At 59.5% G+C, this 14009-nt stretch carries 14 protein-coding genes; 8 read left to right on the top strand and 6 right to left on the bottom strand.

The window, feature by feature from the left end; translation table 11 throughout:
- Positions 1-42 precede the first annotated feature (42 nt).
- Complete coding sequence (locus tag KW849_RS07220; RefSeq protein ID WP_218428783.1) at positions 43-1410, top strand: AAA family ATPase; 1368 nt, start codon at positions 43-45, stop codon at positions 1408-1410.
- Positions 1403-2038 (top strand): TIGR02646 family protein, encoded by a 636-nt coding sequence (locus KW849_RS07215; RefSeq protein ID WP_218428782.1) that lies wholly within the window; start codon positions 1403-1405, stop codon positions 2036-2038. Before KW849_RS07220 ends, KW849_RS07215 begins: the two co-directional genes overlap by 8 nt.
- Positions 2039-2086: 48 nt before the next feature.
- Here KW849_RS07215 and KW849_RS07210 read toward each other — a convergent pair whose 3' ends face one another.
- Positions 2087-2647 carry a DUF4174 domain-containing protein gene (locus KW849_RS07210; protein WP_218428781.1) on the bottom strand — a complete coding sequence of 187 codons (561 nt, stop codon included), beginning with the start codon at positions 2645-2647 and terminating at the stop codon, positions 2087-2089.
- Positions 2648-2826: 179 nt separating this feature from the next.
- Here KW849_RS07210 and KW849_RS07205 point away from each other — a divergent pair, with 179 nt between their 5' ends.
- On the top strand, positions 2827-3195 hold the full coding sequence (locus KW849_RS07205; protein WP_218428780.1) for a VOC family protein: 369 nt from the start codon (positions 2827-2829) through the stop codon (positions 3193-3195).
- A 19-nt stretch (positions 3196-3214) separates the two neighbouring features.
- On the opposite strand, the gene KW849_RS07200 is transcribed toward KW849_RS07205, so the two are convergent.
- Complete coding sequence (locus KW849_RS07200) at positions 3215-4000, bottom strand: sulfite exporter TauE/SafE family protein (protein WP_108219213.1); 786 nt, start codon at positions 3998-4000, stop codon at positions 3215-3217.
- Positions 4001-4204: 204 nt separating this feature from the next.
- On the bottom strand, positions 4205-4954 hold the full coding sequence (locus KW849_RS07195) for a hypothetical protein (protein ID WP_218428779.1): 750 nt from the start codon (positions 4952-4954) through the stop codon (positions 4205-4207).
- A gap of 177 nt (positions 4955-5131) precedes the next feature.
- On the opposite strand from KW849_RS07195, the gene KW849_RS07190 reads away from it, so the two are divergent.
- Positions 5132-5953 (top strand): aldo/keto reductase, encoded by an 822-nt coding sequence (locus KW849_RS07190; RefSeq protein ID WP_218428778.1) that lies wholly within the window; start codon positions 5132-5134, stop codon positions 5951-5953.
- Positions 5954-5982: 29 nt separating this feature from the next.
- Positions 5983-6453 (top strand): DUF1810 domain-containing protein, encoded by a 471-nt coding sequence (locus KW849_RS07185; RefSeq protein ID WP_218428777.1) that lies wholly within the window; start codon positions 5983-5985, stop codon positions 6451-6453.
- Here KW849_RS07185 and KW849_RS07180 read toward each other — a convergent pair.
- The gene (locus KW849_RS07180; RefSeq protein WP_218428776.1) at positions 6418-8778 is read right to left on the bottom strand and encodes a DNA polymerase II; all 2361 of its coding nucleotides are present in this window, start codon (positions 8776-8778) and stop codon (positions 6418-6420) included. The genes KW849_RS07185 and KW849_RS07180 overlap by 36 nt on opposite strands.
- A 396-nt stretch (positions 8779-9174) precedes the next feature.
- Here KW849_RS07180 and KW849_RS07175 point away from each other — a divergent pair, with 396 nt between their 5' ends.
- Entirely contained in the window at positions 9175-9615 is a 441-nt protein-coding gene (locus tag KW849_RS07175; RefSeq protein ID WP_115947557.1) for a CBS domain-containing protein, read from the top strand.
- A gap of 192 nt (positions 9616-9807) precedes the next feature.
- On the opposite strand, the gene KW849_RS07170 is transcribed toward KW849_RS07175, so the two are convergent.
- Positions 9808-10431, bottom strand: a complete 624-nt coding sequence (locus KW849_RS07170; RefSeq protein WP_218428775.1) for a glutathione S-transferase — start codon at positions 10429-10431, stop codon at positions 9808-9810.
- A 260-nt stretch (positions 10432-10691) separates the two neighbouring features.
- On the opposite strand from KW849_RS07170, the gene KW849_RS07165 reads away from it, so the two are divergent.
- Positions 10692-11093: a hypothetical protein gene (locus tag KW849_RS07165; protein WP_218428774.1), complete on the top strand. Its 402-nt coding sequence runs from the start codon at positions 10692-10694 to the stop codon at positions 11091-11093.
- Between the two features lie 77 nt (positions 11094-11170).
- Here KW849_RS07165 and KW849_RS07160 read toward each other — a convergent pair whose 3' ends face one another.
- Positions 11171-12262, bottom strand: coding sequence for a DUF1615 domain-containing protein (locus tag KW849_RS07160; RefSeq protein ID WP_218428773.1), 1092 nt, complete (start codon positions 12260-12262; stop codon positions 11171-11173).
- A 137-nt stretch (positions 12263-12399) separates the two neighbouring features.
- On the opposite strand from KW849_RS07160, the gene KW849_RS07155 reads away from it, so the two are divergent.
- Complete coding sequence (locus tag KW849_RS07155) at positions 12400-13935, top strand: FAD-dependent oxidoreductase (protein WP_218428772.1); 1536 nt, start codon at positions 12400-12402, stop codon at positions 13933-13935.
- Positions 13936-14009: the final 74 nt, after the last annotated feature.

The raw sequence follows: 14009 nt of genomic DNA, 5'->3' as shown, positions 1-14009 counted from the left end.
CGCTCACCTATTCAAACCGACTGGCCGCCAAAGGGCGTTGTAATGGAAATCAGTAAATTCAAGGTCACGGATGTCGGTCGGTTTACCGAATTGGACATTCAGTTGGCCCCCACCCCCCAACACCCTTCAAATGTGACGGTTCTGGTGGGGAATAATGGTGCAGGGAAAACCACCCTTTTGAAATCACTGGCCACCTCTTTGAGCTGGTTGGTTGCCAGAATTCGCACCGAGAAAGGCAACGGCAATCATCTTGCGGAGGAGGACATTCGAAACGGCACTTCAGTCGCTTCCATTTTGATTGCCGTAGTAGACACGTCTCAGGCAAATTCAAACAATTCCGAGGCTGATCCTGAAGATGCACTGTTTAGATGGGGAATTGCCCGCACCAGGCAAGGCCGGAAGTCTACTGTCCATAGCGAACTATCAGATGCTACTCGCTTGGCGGATCACTACCGAAATCAACTAACAGCAGATGACAAAGCTTCACTCCCACTAATCGCCTACTACCCTGTCGAACGCTCGGTTCTGGAAATTCCACTAAAAATCCGAACCAAACACACCTTTGATCAACTCGATGGCTATGACAACGCATTGAATCGTGGTGTCGACTTTCGACGCTTCTTCGAATGGTTCCGTGAGCGTGAAGACAGTGAAAACGAAACCGGAGTGTCCGACACCGCGCTCGCCGAAATTTCCGCAAAATTCGGCAAGGACAGCGACATCTGGAAAACCCTTTCCCAGTTGAAAGCCTCTTCCAGGGATCGTCAGTTGACCGCAGTTCGTTCCGCCATCGCCGCGTTCATGCCCGGTTTCAGCAACCTGCGAGTGCAACGCAAGCCGCGCCTGCACATGGCCATCGACAAAAACGGCGTAACGCTGAATGTCTCCCAGCTATCGCAGGGTGAGAAGTCGATGATGGCATTGGTCGGCGACATCGCACGCCGATTGGCGATGATGAACCAGTCTCTGGACAACCCATTGGAAGGTGACGGCATCGTCCTGATCGACGAGGTCGATTTGCACCTGCACCCCAAATGGCAGCGCAGTTTGATTCGACAGTTGAGCGAAACCTTCCCTAATTGCCAGTTTGTGCTGACCACTCACTCGCCATTGGTCATCAGCGACGCGAAAGACGTGCTGTGCTACGTGCTCAATGACGGGGAACTGCACGAACAATCAGGCCTGTATGGATTGGATGCCAATCAGGTGTTGCTGGAGGTCATGGACACCGATGTGCGCAATAGCGACGTGCAAAAACGTCTGAATCAATTGCTCAAGCATTTGCAGGATGGTGACCTGGACGGTGCGAAGAAACTGTATTCCGAGCTTTCTCTAGAGCTGCCAGAGGGACATCTGGAGTTGGCGAAGGCGGCTTTGTTGATCCGCAAGTTGGAGCTACGTCGTGCGTAATATCGACAAAGGCATGGAGCCACACTCGTTGACTCGTTTTAAACGCTCGAACAACACGTCGCGTTATCGGGACTTACCACCGGAAGAAAGTCGGTCTATTCGAACGTCCTGTATCTCGGAACAATACGGCTTATGCGCGTATTGCTGTCAGTCGATCACCATTGATCGCGCTCACAACGAACACCTTGAAGCCCAGGATCGCGCACCGAATCGAACCTTGGACTTTTCCAACATCGTCGCCAGTTGCCAGCGCCCTCATCAATGCGGCCATGGTCGCGGAACACGTCCGTTGCCACTCACACCGTTGATGGCCGAATGCGAAACAGAGTTGAAGTTCTATTTGTCCGGACTGGTTGAGGGACAAACCGAGCGGGCCCGGCTTTCAATTGAGGCGTTGAACCTGGGTCATACCGAGGAAAGTAATCGAGGCTTGATCGGTGCGCGCAAGCAGTTGGTCGATGCACTGATATTTGACCAGTGCATGCAACCCGCTGACTTGCAATTTGAAGACGAGGAACTACTGGTACTGCTTCTGGACACCCTGAAGACTCCAAACCCGGCACAATGTCTTCAGCCGTTTTCCCCCGTACTGGTCAATATCATCCATCAATTTCTGGCTCAACCTTGAACTAGAGTCAGCGGTTCTTCAGGTCCGGGTTACGCTGCTGCGCAGGGTTCAATCATCCGGCATTTCAGGCGGTTTGGCAGGCTTGGCCGGTTTGCCAGGTTTTGTGCCTTTAGTGCCTTTGGCGCCTTTGACCGCCGGCTCGGCCTCAGTGACCGGAGCCGCCACGGTCGCGGTAAATTCTTTCTCGGCCGCCGGCAACTGATCGACAGCGCTGAAAATCTCTTCCAGCTTGATGGCGTCCGATTGTTCGAGTTTCTTTTCGCCGTCCTTGCCGACCAGGATGACCTTGGTCTTGGCGCCTGCGCCCAGCTTGAGCGAGCGGATCAGCGCCGCCGTGTCTTGTGGCCCGAGGTCTTTGCCGTCGCGCTGGCCCATCAGGTTCAGCACGGTGTAGAGCACCATGTTGCGGTCGGTGAACCCCTTGCGATTGGCCGGTTCATCCAGCGACTTTTTCAGGCCGACCCAGATCGGATCAACAGCACTCGGAGCGATGACAATCAGTGGTCGGGCCCTGCCCTTGTCCATGTCCAGCGGTGAGTCGCCATCAGTGGCGAACGAAGTGCCGGCAATCGCCAGCAAGGTAGCCAGGGTCAGTGACCTGATGAGCATGCGCATCTCCTTTTGATATCCACGCTCTAATGATTGCGCATTGCGGCGATCGTTCCGGGTGACGTACCGCAAATATGTCTCGCCTTGCCCCAAGCTTAGGTCAGGGCGGTCATTGCGCAACAGGCTGGGCTAATCTGAAGACTCATGACACCCCGTCGATCCGTCATGAGGACTTGTGCATGAGCACTCAGTTGAACCACACCATCGTCTGGTGCCGGGACAAGCAGGTTTCGGCGAACTTCCTGGCCAGCCTCCTCGGCCTGCCCGCCCCGCAGCCCTTCGGGCCCATGCTGATCGTCAAACTGGATAACGGCGTGTCACTGGATTTTTACGACAACGACCCGCCGATTGCGTCCCAGCACTATGCATTCTTGATGGGCGACGAGGATTTCGATGCGGCCTTCGTACGCCTGCAAGCCAACGGTCAGCCATGGTGGGCCGACCCGTGCAAGCAGCGACTGAGGGAGATCAATGATTATGCGGGAGGACGGCGGGTGTATTTCGATGACCCGGACGGGCATCTGCTGGAAATATTCACCCGCGAATGAAGCTGCGTGGCGGCTTGAATCAGAACGCCAGTTTGTAGCCGATCAGCAACAGCATGGTCGCCAGGCAAGGGCGCAGCAGTTCGTCGGAGATGCGCCCGGTCAGGTGGCTGCCCAGGTAAATCCCCGGCAACGAACCCACCAGCAAGTAACCCAGGACGTGCCAATCCATGTTGCCCATGCTGGCATGGCCAAGGCCCGCGACCAGGGTCAGCGGCACGGCGTGGGCGATTTCAGTCCCCACCAGGCGGCGGGTCGGCAGCATCGGATAGAGGATGAACAGTGCCACGGTGCCCAGTGCACCGGCGCCAATGGATGTCAGCGCGACCATGGTGCCAAGGACCAGCCCGGTGATGACCGTCAACACGTTCAAGCGCAACCCGCTGGGGTTGTAATGGCCACCCGCCCGTTTGTGGGCGAAGTCGAGCAGGCGCTTCTTGAACAGGATCGCCAGTGCCGTGGCAAACAACACAAAACCGAGGGCCTGCTTGATGATCGCGTTCATCGCCTCGGGGGCGCTGTGCAGGGTGCTGAGGAACCACAGCGTCAATGCCACCGCGGGCACGCTGCCCAAGGTCAGCCAGCCGGTAATCGCCCAGTCGATGTTGTTGTTCTTGCGGTGAACCAGTACACCACTGGACTTGGTGATGGCGGCGTACAGCAGGTCGGTACCGACCGCCGTCGCCGGGTTGATGCCGAACCCTAGCAGGATCGGGGTCATGAGCGACCCGCCACCCACACCAGTCATGCCGACGATGAAGCCGACAACCAGCCCGGCAACGACCAACCCGATGTTCACTAAATCCATGAATACGTCCACAAAGATCGCAAGGGAAATCTGGTCCGCAGCATAGCGACATTTCTTATAACCAGTTATATCGATGCGATCTATCTTTATGCCTTAAGCACCGTCCCCCCTGTAGGAGCGAGCCTGCTCGCGATAGCGGTGTATCAGTTGGCATCAATGTCGACTGACGCTCAGCCATCGCGAGCAGGCTCGCTCCTACAGGGTTCACTGCACCGGCAGGAAATTCAGGAGCACCAGGCTCTGGGCATAGTTCAAACCGATGCGCCGGTAGCGCTCGTCGAGCATCTGGGTCAGCAGGTCCAGCCGGGCGACGATCTTGCCAAACTCGACGGCAAAGCTCAGGTTGCTGCCCTCCTCCGAGATTTCATTGGAGAACAGCAAGGGCTGGCCTTCTTTGTTCTGTCGCTGGCTGAGGATCCAGGTGGCGATCTCGATGTTGCGCGCGGCATTACTGACGAATACCGGGTTGATCGTATCGGTCATGTAGAACTCGAGGCGATTGCCATGGGCGGTCACCAGCATGCTGCCGATGGCATAGATGAACGCCCCGACCCGATCGCCGAGAAACTCCGGGCTCATGGCAAAACGCAGAGCCGCGAGGTCTTTTTTACCGCCCAGGGTCGGCAACGGCTGCTGCTGTTCGATGGCCATGCGCACTTGCTTGCCGGCCGTGCGGGCATCGAGAAAACCGGACTTTTTCAGCTCATCGGGGTTGCGCAGGTAGAGCTTGCTCATCAGCAGGTAAAGGCTGTTGAGGTTATCGAGCATGGTCAGGGTGGCCATGCGATCGACACTGGTTTGCAGGAACTCCTGGGGTTTGCCCTCGCGCATCTGGGTGATGATGTCGCCACCCTGCTGCTGGCTGCAACCGGTGACGAAGAACATCGACAGACCTGCCAGCAGCAGGCAATGACGGCGGATTTTTGTGCTGATCGCGGGTGAAACTCGAGCCATGGGTTCTTGGACTTGGGCATGGGCCGACGGTGGGGATCGCCGCAGGCTGCCATGGATAGAGCCGGACATTGCGAAAAAGTGCAGTATCGGGCGGCACCAATCGATCACTGGCAGGGGAATGTTCAAAGAAAAAACGGATCAGAAAATCATTAGCTCGGTACACACAGGAGGGTTTGCATGCGCACGCTTGAATTGGCTGGCGCCAGGGTCCCGGTTATCGGCCAGGGGACCTGGCAGATGGGCGAAGACGGCTCACGGCACACGGAAGAAGTCGCGGCCCTGCGCCTGGGTATCGAACTGGGCATGACCCTGATCGACACCGCTGAAATGTACGCCGAAGGCGGCGCCGAGGAAGTGGTCCGCGATGCCATCGCCGGCCAGCGCGACAGCGTCTTTCTGGTCAGCAAGGTGTACCCGCACAACGCGAGCCGCCAGGGCATTCCCCTGGCATGCGAGCGAAGCCTGCGCCGGCTCGGCACCGATTACATCGATCTGTATCTGCTGCATTGGCGCGGCCAGTATCCGCTGGAAGAAACCGTTGAAGCCTTCGAACGCCTGCGCGAAGACGGCAAGATCGGGCGTTGGGGCGTGTCCAATTTCGACCTCGACGACTTGCTGGAACTGGACGCCCCGGCCTGCGCCACCAATCAGGTGCTCTACAACCTGGCACAACGGGGCATAGAATTTGATTTATTACCCTGGAGCCGACAACGACGGCTGCCGGTCATGGCTTACTGTCCGATCGACCAGGGCGGAAAACTGCTCGCCAATGCCACTCTCAAACAGGTGGCCGCCCGACACGGCGTGACGCCGGCGCAAGTTGCGCTGGCATGGATTGTGCGTCAGGACGGCGTGATCGCTATCCCCAAAGCGGTCCGCCCCGAGCATGTACAGCTCAATGCCCAAGCTGCCAGATTGCAGCTTGAAGCCGGGGATCTGGAGGCGCTGGACCAAGCGTTTCACGCGCCACAACGCAAACAGCGGCTGGCCATGGTCTGAACCACCGCAGTCAGTCAGAGAGCTTCACCATGAGAAGCACCGACCACCTGGACCCGTTCAATCTGCAACGTTTTCTCGATGCTCAGGACCCGGTGTTCGACCGGGTTCAAACCGAGCTGAACAACGGGCACAAGCGCAGTCACTGGATGTGGTTCATTTTTCCGCAGTTTGCCGGGCTCGGCGGCAGCGAGATGTCGCGCCGCTTTGCCATCCGCTCGCGGGAGGAAGCCCTGGCCTACCTTGAGCACCCGTTGCTGGGCGCCCGGCTACGCTCCTGCACTCAGGAAGTGCTGAACATCCGGGAGCGCTCGGTGGCCGGGATTTTCGGCCATCCCGACGACCTGAAGTTTCATTCCTCGATGACCCTGTTTGCCCAGGTCACCGCTGCCGACAGCCTTTTCCAGCAAGCCCTGAACCAATACTTCCACGGCATCCTGGATGACTGGACCTTGTCGCTGATGGACTCAAAACAGGCCCAGTTGCCCCCCAATCAGGGTTGAGAAGTCGTCGTCGACAAACGGCAGTATCGCGTCCGTAACCGGTTGCAGTTGCCGGGTGATGTAGTGGTCGTAATCGATAGGCGCGCTGCGCACTTCCAGCGGCTCGGGGCCGGCAACGGTGATCACGTAGCTGATCCAGCCGCCGTTCTGGTATTGCCGCGGGCGACCCTGGCGGTCGTTGTACTCATCGGCCAGGCGCGCCGCGCGCACATGGGGTGGCACGTTACGCTGATAGTCATCGAGGCTGCGGCGCAGGCGCTTGCGGTAGACCAGCCGGTCATCGAATTCACCGGCCAGGGTCTTGCGCACGTAGTCACGCACATAGTCCTGGTAGGGCTGGCGCAGGAAGATCCGCGAATACAGCTCCTGCTGGAATTGCCGGGCCAGCAGCGACCAGTCGGTGCGTACGGTTTCCAGGCCTTTGTAGACCATTTCGTCGCTGCCATCGGCACGGGTCACCAGCCCCGCGTAGCGCTTTTTACTGCCTTCTTCAGCGCCGCGGATGGTCGGCATCAAAAAGCGCTTGTAGTGGGTTTCGAACTGCAATTCGAGAACGCTTTGCAAGCCGTATTCCTGCTGCACGTGCTCGCGCCACCACTGATTGACGTGCGCCACCAGCGCCTGGCCGATCTGCGCCGCCTCCTGCTGACCATGGGCGCGACGCAGCCAGACGAAGGTCGAATCGGTGTCGCCATAAATCACTGCATGCCCCTGGGCCTCGATCAACTGGCGGGTGCGCAGCATGATCTCGTGCCCGCGCAAGGTGATGGACGAAGCCAGGCGCGTGTCGAAGAAGCGACAACCGCTGGAGCCGAGCACTCCGTAGAACGCGTTCATGATGATTTTCAGCGCCTGGGACAGCGGCGCGTTGTGTTCGCGCTTGGCGGTTTCCCGGCCTTCGGCCACCCGGGCGACGATGGATGGCAGGCAATGCCGGATGCGAGAAAAGCGCGCGCCACGAAAACCCGGCACCGACTCGCTGTCGTCCGGGTGCTCGAGCCCTTCAATCAGCCCCACGGGGTCGATCAGGAAGGTGCGGATGATCGACGGATAGAGGCTTTTGTAGTCGAGCACCAACACCGATTCGTACAGTCCCGGTTGCGAATCCATGACAAAACCGCCGGGGCTGGCTTCGGGTGGCTTGCTACCAAGATTCGGCGCAACGAAACCCTGACGGTGCATCAGCGGCATGTACAGGTGCGTGAACGCCGCCACCGAACCGCCCATGCGATCGGCCGGCAAACCGGTGACGCTGGCTCGCTCCAACAGGAAGGTGAGCAGCTCGGTCCTGGCGAAAATCCGCGTGACCAGTTCGCAGTCCTTGAGGTTATAGGTGGCCAGCGCCGGTTTGTCCTCGGCGAACATGCGATTGATTTCGTCCATGCGCTGGTACGGGTTGTCGATGGACTTGCCCTCGCCGAGCAGGGTTTGCGCGACGTTTTCCAGGCTGAACGAGGGGAAACTCCAGGTCGCCGAGCGCAGGGCCTCGATACCGTCGATGATCAGGCGGCCAGCCGCAGAAGCGAAGTAATGGTTGCCGTTGCCGTGTTCTCGCCACTGCATTTCCTCGCCGCCACGCCCCAGTTTCAACGGCACCGCCAGGCGCCGGGCGTGTTCGTGAAGCACCCGCAAGTCAAACTGCACGACGTTCCAGCCGATGATCGCGTCGGGGTCGAAGCGGGCAAACCATTCGTTGAGTTTTTTCAGCAGCAGAGTCCGCGAATCGCAGTATTCGAGCTGGAAATCCACCTGGCTGGCGTCGCCATTGGGCGGACCGAGCATGTACACCTGACGCTCGCCGCAACCTTCCAGGGCAATGGAATACAACTCGCCCCGGGCCGTGGTTTCGATGTCCAGGGATACCAGTCTGAGGTTCGGCCGGTAGTCGGGATCGGGTTTCATCTGCGCGTCGAGTAGCAGGCCCTCGGCATTCGGCGTGCCACCGAAGCGCACCGGCGCGGTGATGAAGCGTTCCATCATGTAGCGTTCCGGCGGGCGCACGTCGGCTTCGAACACCTCGACACCGGCCCGGCGCAGCGCGGTTTCCAGGCGCATCAACTGGCCATGTTGCTGGCAGTAAAGTCCGAGGACCGGGCGATGTTCGAAATCCTGCAGGGCCAGGGGCCTGAGCTCGACGTTCTTCTCGTCATGCAAAACGCCTTCGGCCGCCTGACGCTGCGCAGCAGGGATGAACGCCACCGACGGTTGATGAGGCAGGCGGATGCGCAGGGGACCGCTGTCGGTCGCCAGCCAGAACTCGACTTCCGTGCCGCCCGGGGTGTCGCGCCAATGCCGGGTCAGGACGAAGCCCTGCTGTAGATCCACCACTGCAAACCTCGAAACTGATTCAGAGGGTGATTCTACCCGTCATCCGTCGCGATAGCGCGTTTGCCGCAGGTCTGTCAGGCAGACACCGTCCCTGTGGGAGCCAATGTTGTTCACTTAAGCGAATGTAGTCCTCTGTAGGAGCGAGCTTGCTCCGGGCGGCGTTCCGACGATGGACTCAAGAGCGCCGCGTTTAGCCAGTAAATACGCGTTATCGTTAACGACCATCGCGAGCAAGCTCGCTCCTACAGGTGGTTCGTTGGCCGAAAATGTGGGGATTGCCAAAGAAAAACCGCCGAATGACGTTTTTTGCGCGTTATCTGCCGCTTTCGCCCTTGCCCTGAACGCTCGCGTCTACGATTCTTCAAGAACAACGACAACACCCGAGTAACCACCATGAAAACCGTCGCCCAACTGCTCAAGCTCAAAGATCAGAAGAATCAGGAAGTGCACCAGATCAAACCCGATCACATGGTGCTCGAGGCGCTGATGAAGATGGCCGAGAAAAACGTCGGCGCCTTGTTGGTGGTGGAGAATGATGAAGTGCTGGGCATCATCAGCGAACGGGACTATGCACGCAAACTGGTGCTGCACGGCCGCTCTTCGGTGGGTACGCCGGTGCGCGACATCATGGTGTCGCCGGTGATTACCGTCGACACCCATCAAACCGTGGAGACCTGCCTGGGCATCATGTCCGATAAACGCCTGCGGCACTTGCCGGTGGTGGAAGGCGGCAAATTGATTGGCCTGTTGTCGATCGGTGACCTGGTCAAGGAAGCGATCGCCGAACAGGCAGAGCTGATCAAGCAGCTGGAGCAGTACATTCGCGGGGAATAAATCCGCACACGCCGCACCCCTGTAGGAGCGAGCCCTGTGGTGAGGGGGCTTGCCCCCGTTGGGTTGCGAAGCAGCCCCAAAATCTCTGATGCACCAAAGATCTTGTGAGTGCTACGCACTCAAACGGGGCGATGCGGCGTTCCGACAAGCCCCCTCGCCACAGCTCGCTCCCACATTTGGTTTTCAGTGATTTCAGGCTGGCCAATGCCGGGCGAATACCGGCGTCAGCGCCGGGTAACGGTCGATGCGTTCCAGCCAGGCGAAAAAACCCGGCCTGGCATTACGCAAATGCTCCCGACTACCCGCCCATCGCGAGACCACCGCCGCCAGCACATCCAGCGCCCCAGGCTTCTCGCTGCCCAGATACAACTCGCCCGAGAACTGATCGGCAAACACCTCCCAACTCCAGTGCAGGCGCCGACGGGCGCCCTCCATGAGGTTGTGCCTGGACGACTCATCCGCCTTGACCAGCCAGCGTTCGGGGTAATCAATGATGCCGATGGCCGCATAGCAATTGCTGACGATGTACGCCATGCCGCGAATGGCCTGGGCCCGCTCGGCCGGGTCTGACGGCAACAACCCCGATGCGGGAAAGGTCAGCCCGAGGTGAATCAGGATCGCCGCGCTCTCGGTCAGGACGCCGCCATCGGGTAGCTGCAAGGTCGGAATCTGTTTGAGCGGGTTGAGTTTCTCCAGCGCCTGGGCCGCCTCCGCGGAGGTCTCGACATCGATGAAGCGATAAGGAACATCACAGAGTTCAAGGGCGGCTTCGATGGCTGCCGCCCCGGAGTTCTGAAAACCGTAGAGCTGGTACATAAACGTCTCCTTTCACACCGCGATCTCTGCAGTGCCTCATCATCCGTCCCGGCAGAGGAACGCGCCAGCTATCCAGTGTAGAAGCCGCCAACCGCCACACACGGCCATCCGACGATCGCACCATCACGCTCACAACAGGTATGGCGCAGGCCCTATCATTGCGGTCGATACTCACCATCATTTCAATGAAGTTCTCTTAAAAAATCTCCGGCGTAACATCTGCTCCATACCCACTCACAAGCACCCCGGAGCACACCATCATGAAACGCCAGACCCTCCTCAGCATCGCTTTCTCGGTTTTCGCAGTTAACGCTTTCGCCGCTACCTCTGCTCAACCTGTGGTCGCTGAAGGCGGCTCGGATCGTCTGATTGAAAGCCGTGTGGCTGAAGGTGGCTCCGACAAACTGCTGCAAAATCGCGTCGCTGAAGGCGGTTCCGACAAGCTGCTGCAAAATCGCGTCGCTGAAGGCGGTTCCGACAAGTTGCTGGAAAACCGCGTTGCCGAAGGCGGTTCCGACAAACTGCTGCAAAACCGCGTCGCTGAAGGCGGTTCCGACAAACTGCTGGAAAACCGCGTCGCTGAAGGCGGTTCCGACAAGCTGCTGGAAAACCGCGTCGCTGAAGGCGGTTCGGATCGTCTGATCGAAAACCGCGCTGTCTGAATGCAGTGCTTCATCGCAGGACTCGACGAAAACCCGGCCTCACCCGCCGGGTTTTTTATGATTTTTTTGCACCGCAATTACTTCCCCGCCCGCGCCATGCAGCGTTGGTAACGTTCATCGACCCGTTTGGCGAACCACGCAGTGGTGAGTTTGCGGGTGATTTTCGGGCTTTGCAGCACAATCCCCGGCAACACCTCACGGGGTAACGGCCGGCCCTCGGCCCGTTCGGCCAGTTCGAAAACCCGCCGATAGAGTTTGCTGTCTTCGAACGCCAGGGTTTTCCCCTCTTCCAGTTGCTCGCGGATCGTCGGATTGCGCAGGCCCAGTTGCTTGCCGAGGGTGCGCACGGCCAGTTCCGTGGTGCCGGGCATGATCGAACCGTAGTTCACCAGATCGCCATCCAGCGCCAACGGGATACCGGACGCCCGGCTCACTGCGTTCTGAAACGCGGCGTTGCGGCTGGCGTACCAACCCGCATTGAAGTCCGCAAAACGGTACAGCGGCTGCGGGTAGCTCACCGGGTACCCAAGCAGATGCGCGATGCCGAAATACATGCCGCCGCGCCGGGTGAACACTTCATGGCGAATCGAGCCCTTCACCGGGTACGGATAGCCCTTGGCCTGCTGCTCGGCAAAATCAATACCGACCTGCATCGGCCCGCCGGTATGCACCGGGTTGAAGCCGCCGAACAGTTTTTTTCCCATCGGTACCATGTCGATGAAGTCGTCGAAAATCGCACTCAGTTCCTTTTCACTGCGCGCGGCATTCAGGCGGTTGCTGTAGCTTTTACCGTTGGGCGAATCGAGCATTAACGCACCGCTCACCAGCAGGCCGGGAATGTGTGCCTTGGCGGCGCGACGGTCGATTTCGTCGCGGGCAATCTTGCCCAGGCCCGGTACGCCCGGGTCGACCTGAAAAGTCGACTCCTGTTCGGTCACGGCCAGCACCGAGCACAGGTTTTTCGTGGTCGGCGAGATGTCTTGCGCGGTAAATGCCACCTGGATATCCGTGGCCCAACCCTGGGGATCGGCAGCTTTCGTCGGCAGCAAACGCACAATCTCTGCCTTCACTTGGGCCGGGGTGCGCATCGTCGACTCCTGGGTCCGCTGGCTGCCGCAACCGGTCAAAACCAGCAACACGGCGACGCTTGTGATCAATCTGATTTGCATGTCGTTCCATCTGATCCGTTGGTCCGGGCTAACCATACGACCAATGGCAGGTCAGCGGCTACGGCCATGGCAGTCCGATGGTTGCCGCCCTCCCCGACTGGACCATACTTGTTCCACATAGCGAGGAGGACAGGTTCATGCACCGCAGCGACGTGTTGATCATCGGCGCCGGCCCGACCGGGCTGGTCCTGGCGTTGTGGCTGAGCAAACTGGGTGTGCGCGTGCGGATCGTCGATAAAACCTCCGCCCCCGGCACAACCTCCCGGGCGCTGGCCGTCCAGGCACGGACGCTGGAGTTGTATCGCCAGCTCGGACTGGACGACGCCGTGGTGCAAAACGGCCATCAAGTAAAGGCCGGCAACTTCTGGGTCAAGGGTGAGCCCGTGGCGCACCTGCCCCTGTCTCAGATCGGTGAGGGCCTGACGCCCTACTCGTTTCTCGAAATCTTCCCGCAGGACGAACACGAACGGCTGTTGATCGAGCGCCTGGAAGCCTTCGGTATCACGGTGGAACGCAACACCGAACTGTCAGGCTTCGAGCAAACCGCAGACGGCATCACGGCCACGCTGCACCTGCCTGACGGTCAACAGGAAATCTGCCAGGCCTGTTACCTGGCCGGGTGCGACGGAGCCCGGTCGATTGTGCGCAAGACCCTGGACACCGGGTTTCCCGGCGGGACCTACCAACAGATTTTCTACGTCGCCGACGTGCAGGGCAGCGGCCCGACATTCAACGGCGAATTGCATGTGGATCTCGACGAGGCGGACTTCCTCGCCGTATTCCCGCTTGGAAGCGGTGGTCGCGCGCGCTTGATCGGCACGGTGCGCGACGAACGCGCCGAACACGCCGAGACCCTGCGCTTCGAGGACGTCAGCAGCCGGGCCATCGAGCACATGAAAGTGAAAATCGAGCAACTGAACTGGTTTTCGACCTACCGCGTGCATCACCGGGTGGCGGATCACTTCCGCGACGGCCGGGCGTTTTTATTGGGCGATGCTGCCCACGTCCATAGTCCTGCGGGCGGCCAGGGCATGAACACCGGGATCGGCGACGCCATCAACCTGGCCTGGAAACTCGCGGCAGTGTTGAGCGGCGGCGCCGAGGCCAGACTGCTCGACACCTATGAAACCGAGCGCATCGCCTTCGCCCGCAAACTGGTGGCCACCACCGACCGGGTCTTCACTTTCGTCACCGCCGACGGACCGATTGCCGATTTGCTGCGTACGCGCCTGGCCCCGTTCTTGTTACCGAAAATGACCTCGTTCGAAACCTCCCGTCAGTTCCTGTTTCGCACAGTGTCGCAGATCACCCTGAATTATCGGGGCATGCCATTGAGCACGGGCGTTGCCGGGCACGTGCATGGCGGTGATCGCCTGCCCTGGGCCCATGACGGTGAGGGGGATAACTTTGAGTCGCTGAAATGCCTGACCTGGCAGGTGCATGTCTATGGCGACACCAGCGACGAGATGATCGCCTGGTGCAACGAGCACCATCTACCGCTGCATGTGTTCGACTGGCGGCCGGCGTTCGAAGCGGCAAACCTGGGGCGCAACGGCTTTTATCTGCTGCGGCCCGATACCTACGTGGCGATTGCCGAGACGTGTGCGGACCCGAAAGTGATCGAACGGTACTTCCGCGATCACGGGATCCGGCCGTTTTTTGGCACTCCCTGATTCAACACAACCCCCCAGTAGGAGCTGGCTTGCCAGCGAAGGCGTAGTGTCAGGCAACATTGATACTGTCTGAC

Source organism: Pseudomonas sp. PDM26, from assembly GCF_019219185.1.
GTDB lineage: Bacteria > Pseudomonadota > Gammaproteobacteria > Pseudomonadales > Pseudomonadaceae > Aquipseudomonas.
Note: the sequence above shows the minus strand (reverse complement) of the source record. Positions and strands in the feature narration are given on the sequence as shown.

Coding starts and splice junctions, on each gene's coding strand:
- KW849_RS07220 (WP_218428783.1), top strand. CDS start 43: ATGGAAATCAGTAAATTCAAGGTCACGGATGTCGGTCGGTTTACCGAA.
- KW849_RS07210 (WP_218428781.1), bottom strand. CDS start 2,647: ATGCTCATCAGGTCACTGACCCTGGCTACCTTGCTGGCGATTGCCGGC.
- KW849_RS07205 (WP_218428780.1), top strand. CDS start 2,827: ATGAGCACTCAGTTGAACCACACCATCGTCTGGTGCCGGGACAAGCAG.
- KW849_RS07200 (WP_108219213.1), bottom strand. CDS start 4,000: ATGGATTTAGTGAACATCGGGTTGGTCGTTGCCGGGCTGGTTGTCGGC.
- KW849_RS07195 (WP_218428779.1), bottom strand. CDS start 4,954: ATGGCTCGAGTTTCACCCGCGATCAGCACAAAAATCCGCCGTCATTGC.
- KW849_RS07190 (WP_218428778.1), top strand. CDS start 5,132: ATGCGCACGCTTGAATTGGCTGGCGCCAGGGTCCCGGTTATCGGCCAG.
- KW849_RS07185 (WP_218428777.1), top strand. CDS start 5,983: ATGAGAAGCACCGACCACCTGGACCCGTTCAATCTGCAACGTTTTCTC.
- KW849_RS07175 (WP_115947557.1), top strand. CDS start 9,175: ATGAAAACCGTCGCCCAACTGCTCAAGCTCAAAGATCAGAAGAATCAG.
- KW849_RS07170 (WP_218428775.1), bottom strand. CDS start 10,431: ATGTACCAGCTCTACGGTTTTCAGAACTCCGGGGCGGCAGCCATCGAA.
- KW849_RS07165 (WP_218428774.1), top strand. CDS start 10,692: ATGAAACGCCAGACCCTCCTCAGCATCGCTTTCTCGGTTTTCGCAGTT.
- KW849_RS07160 (WP_218428773.1), bottom strand. CDS start 12,262: ATGCAAATCAGATTGATCACAAGCGTCGCCGTGTTGCTGGTTTTGACC.
- KW849_RS07155 (WP_218428772.1), top strand. CDS start 12,400: ATGCACCGCAGCGACGTGTTGATCATCGGCGCCGGCCCGACCGGGCTG.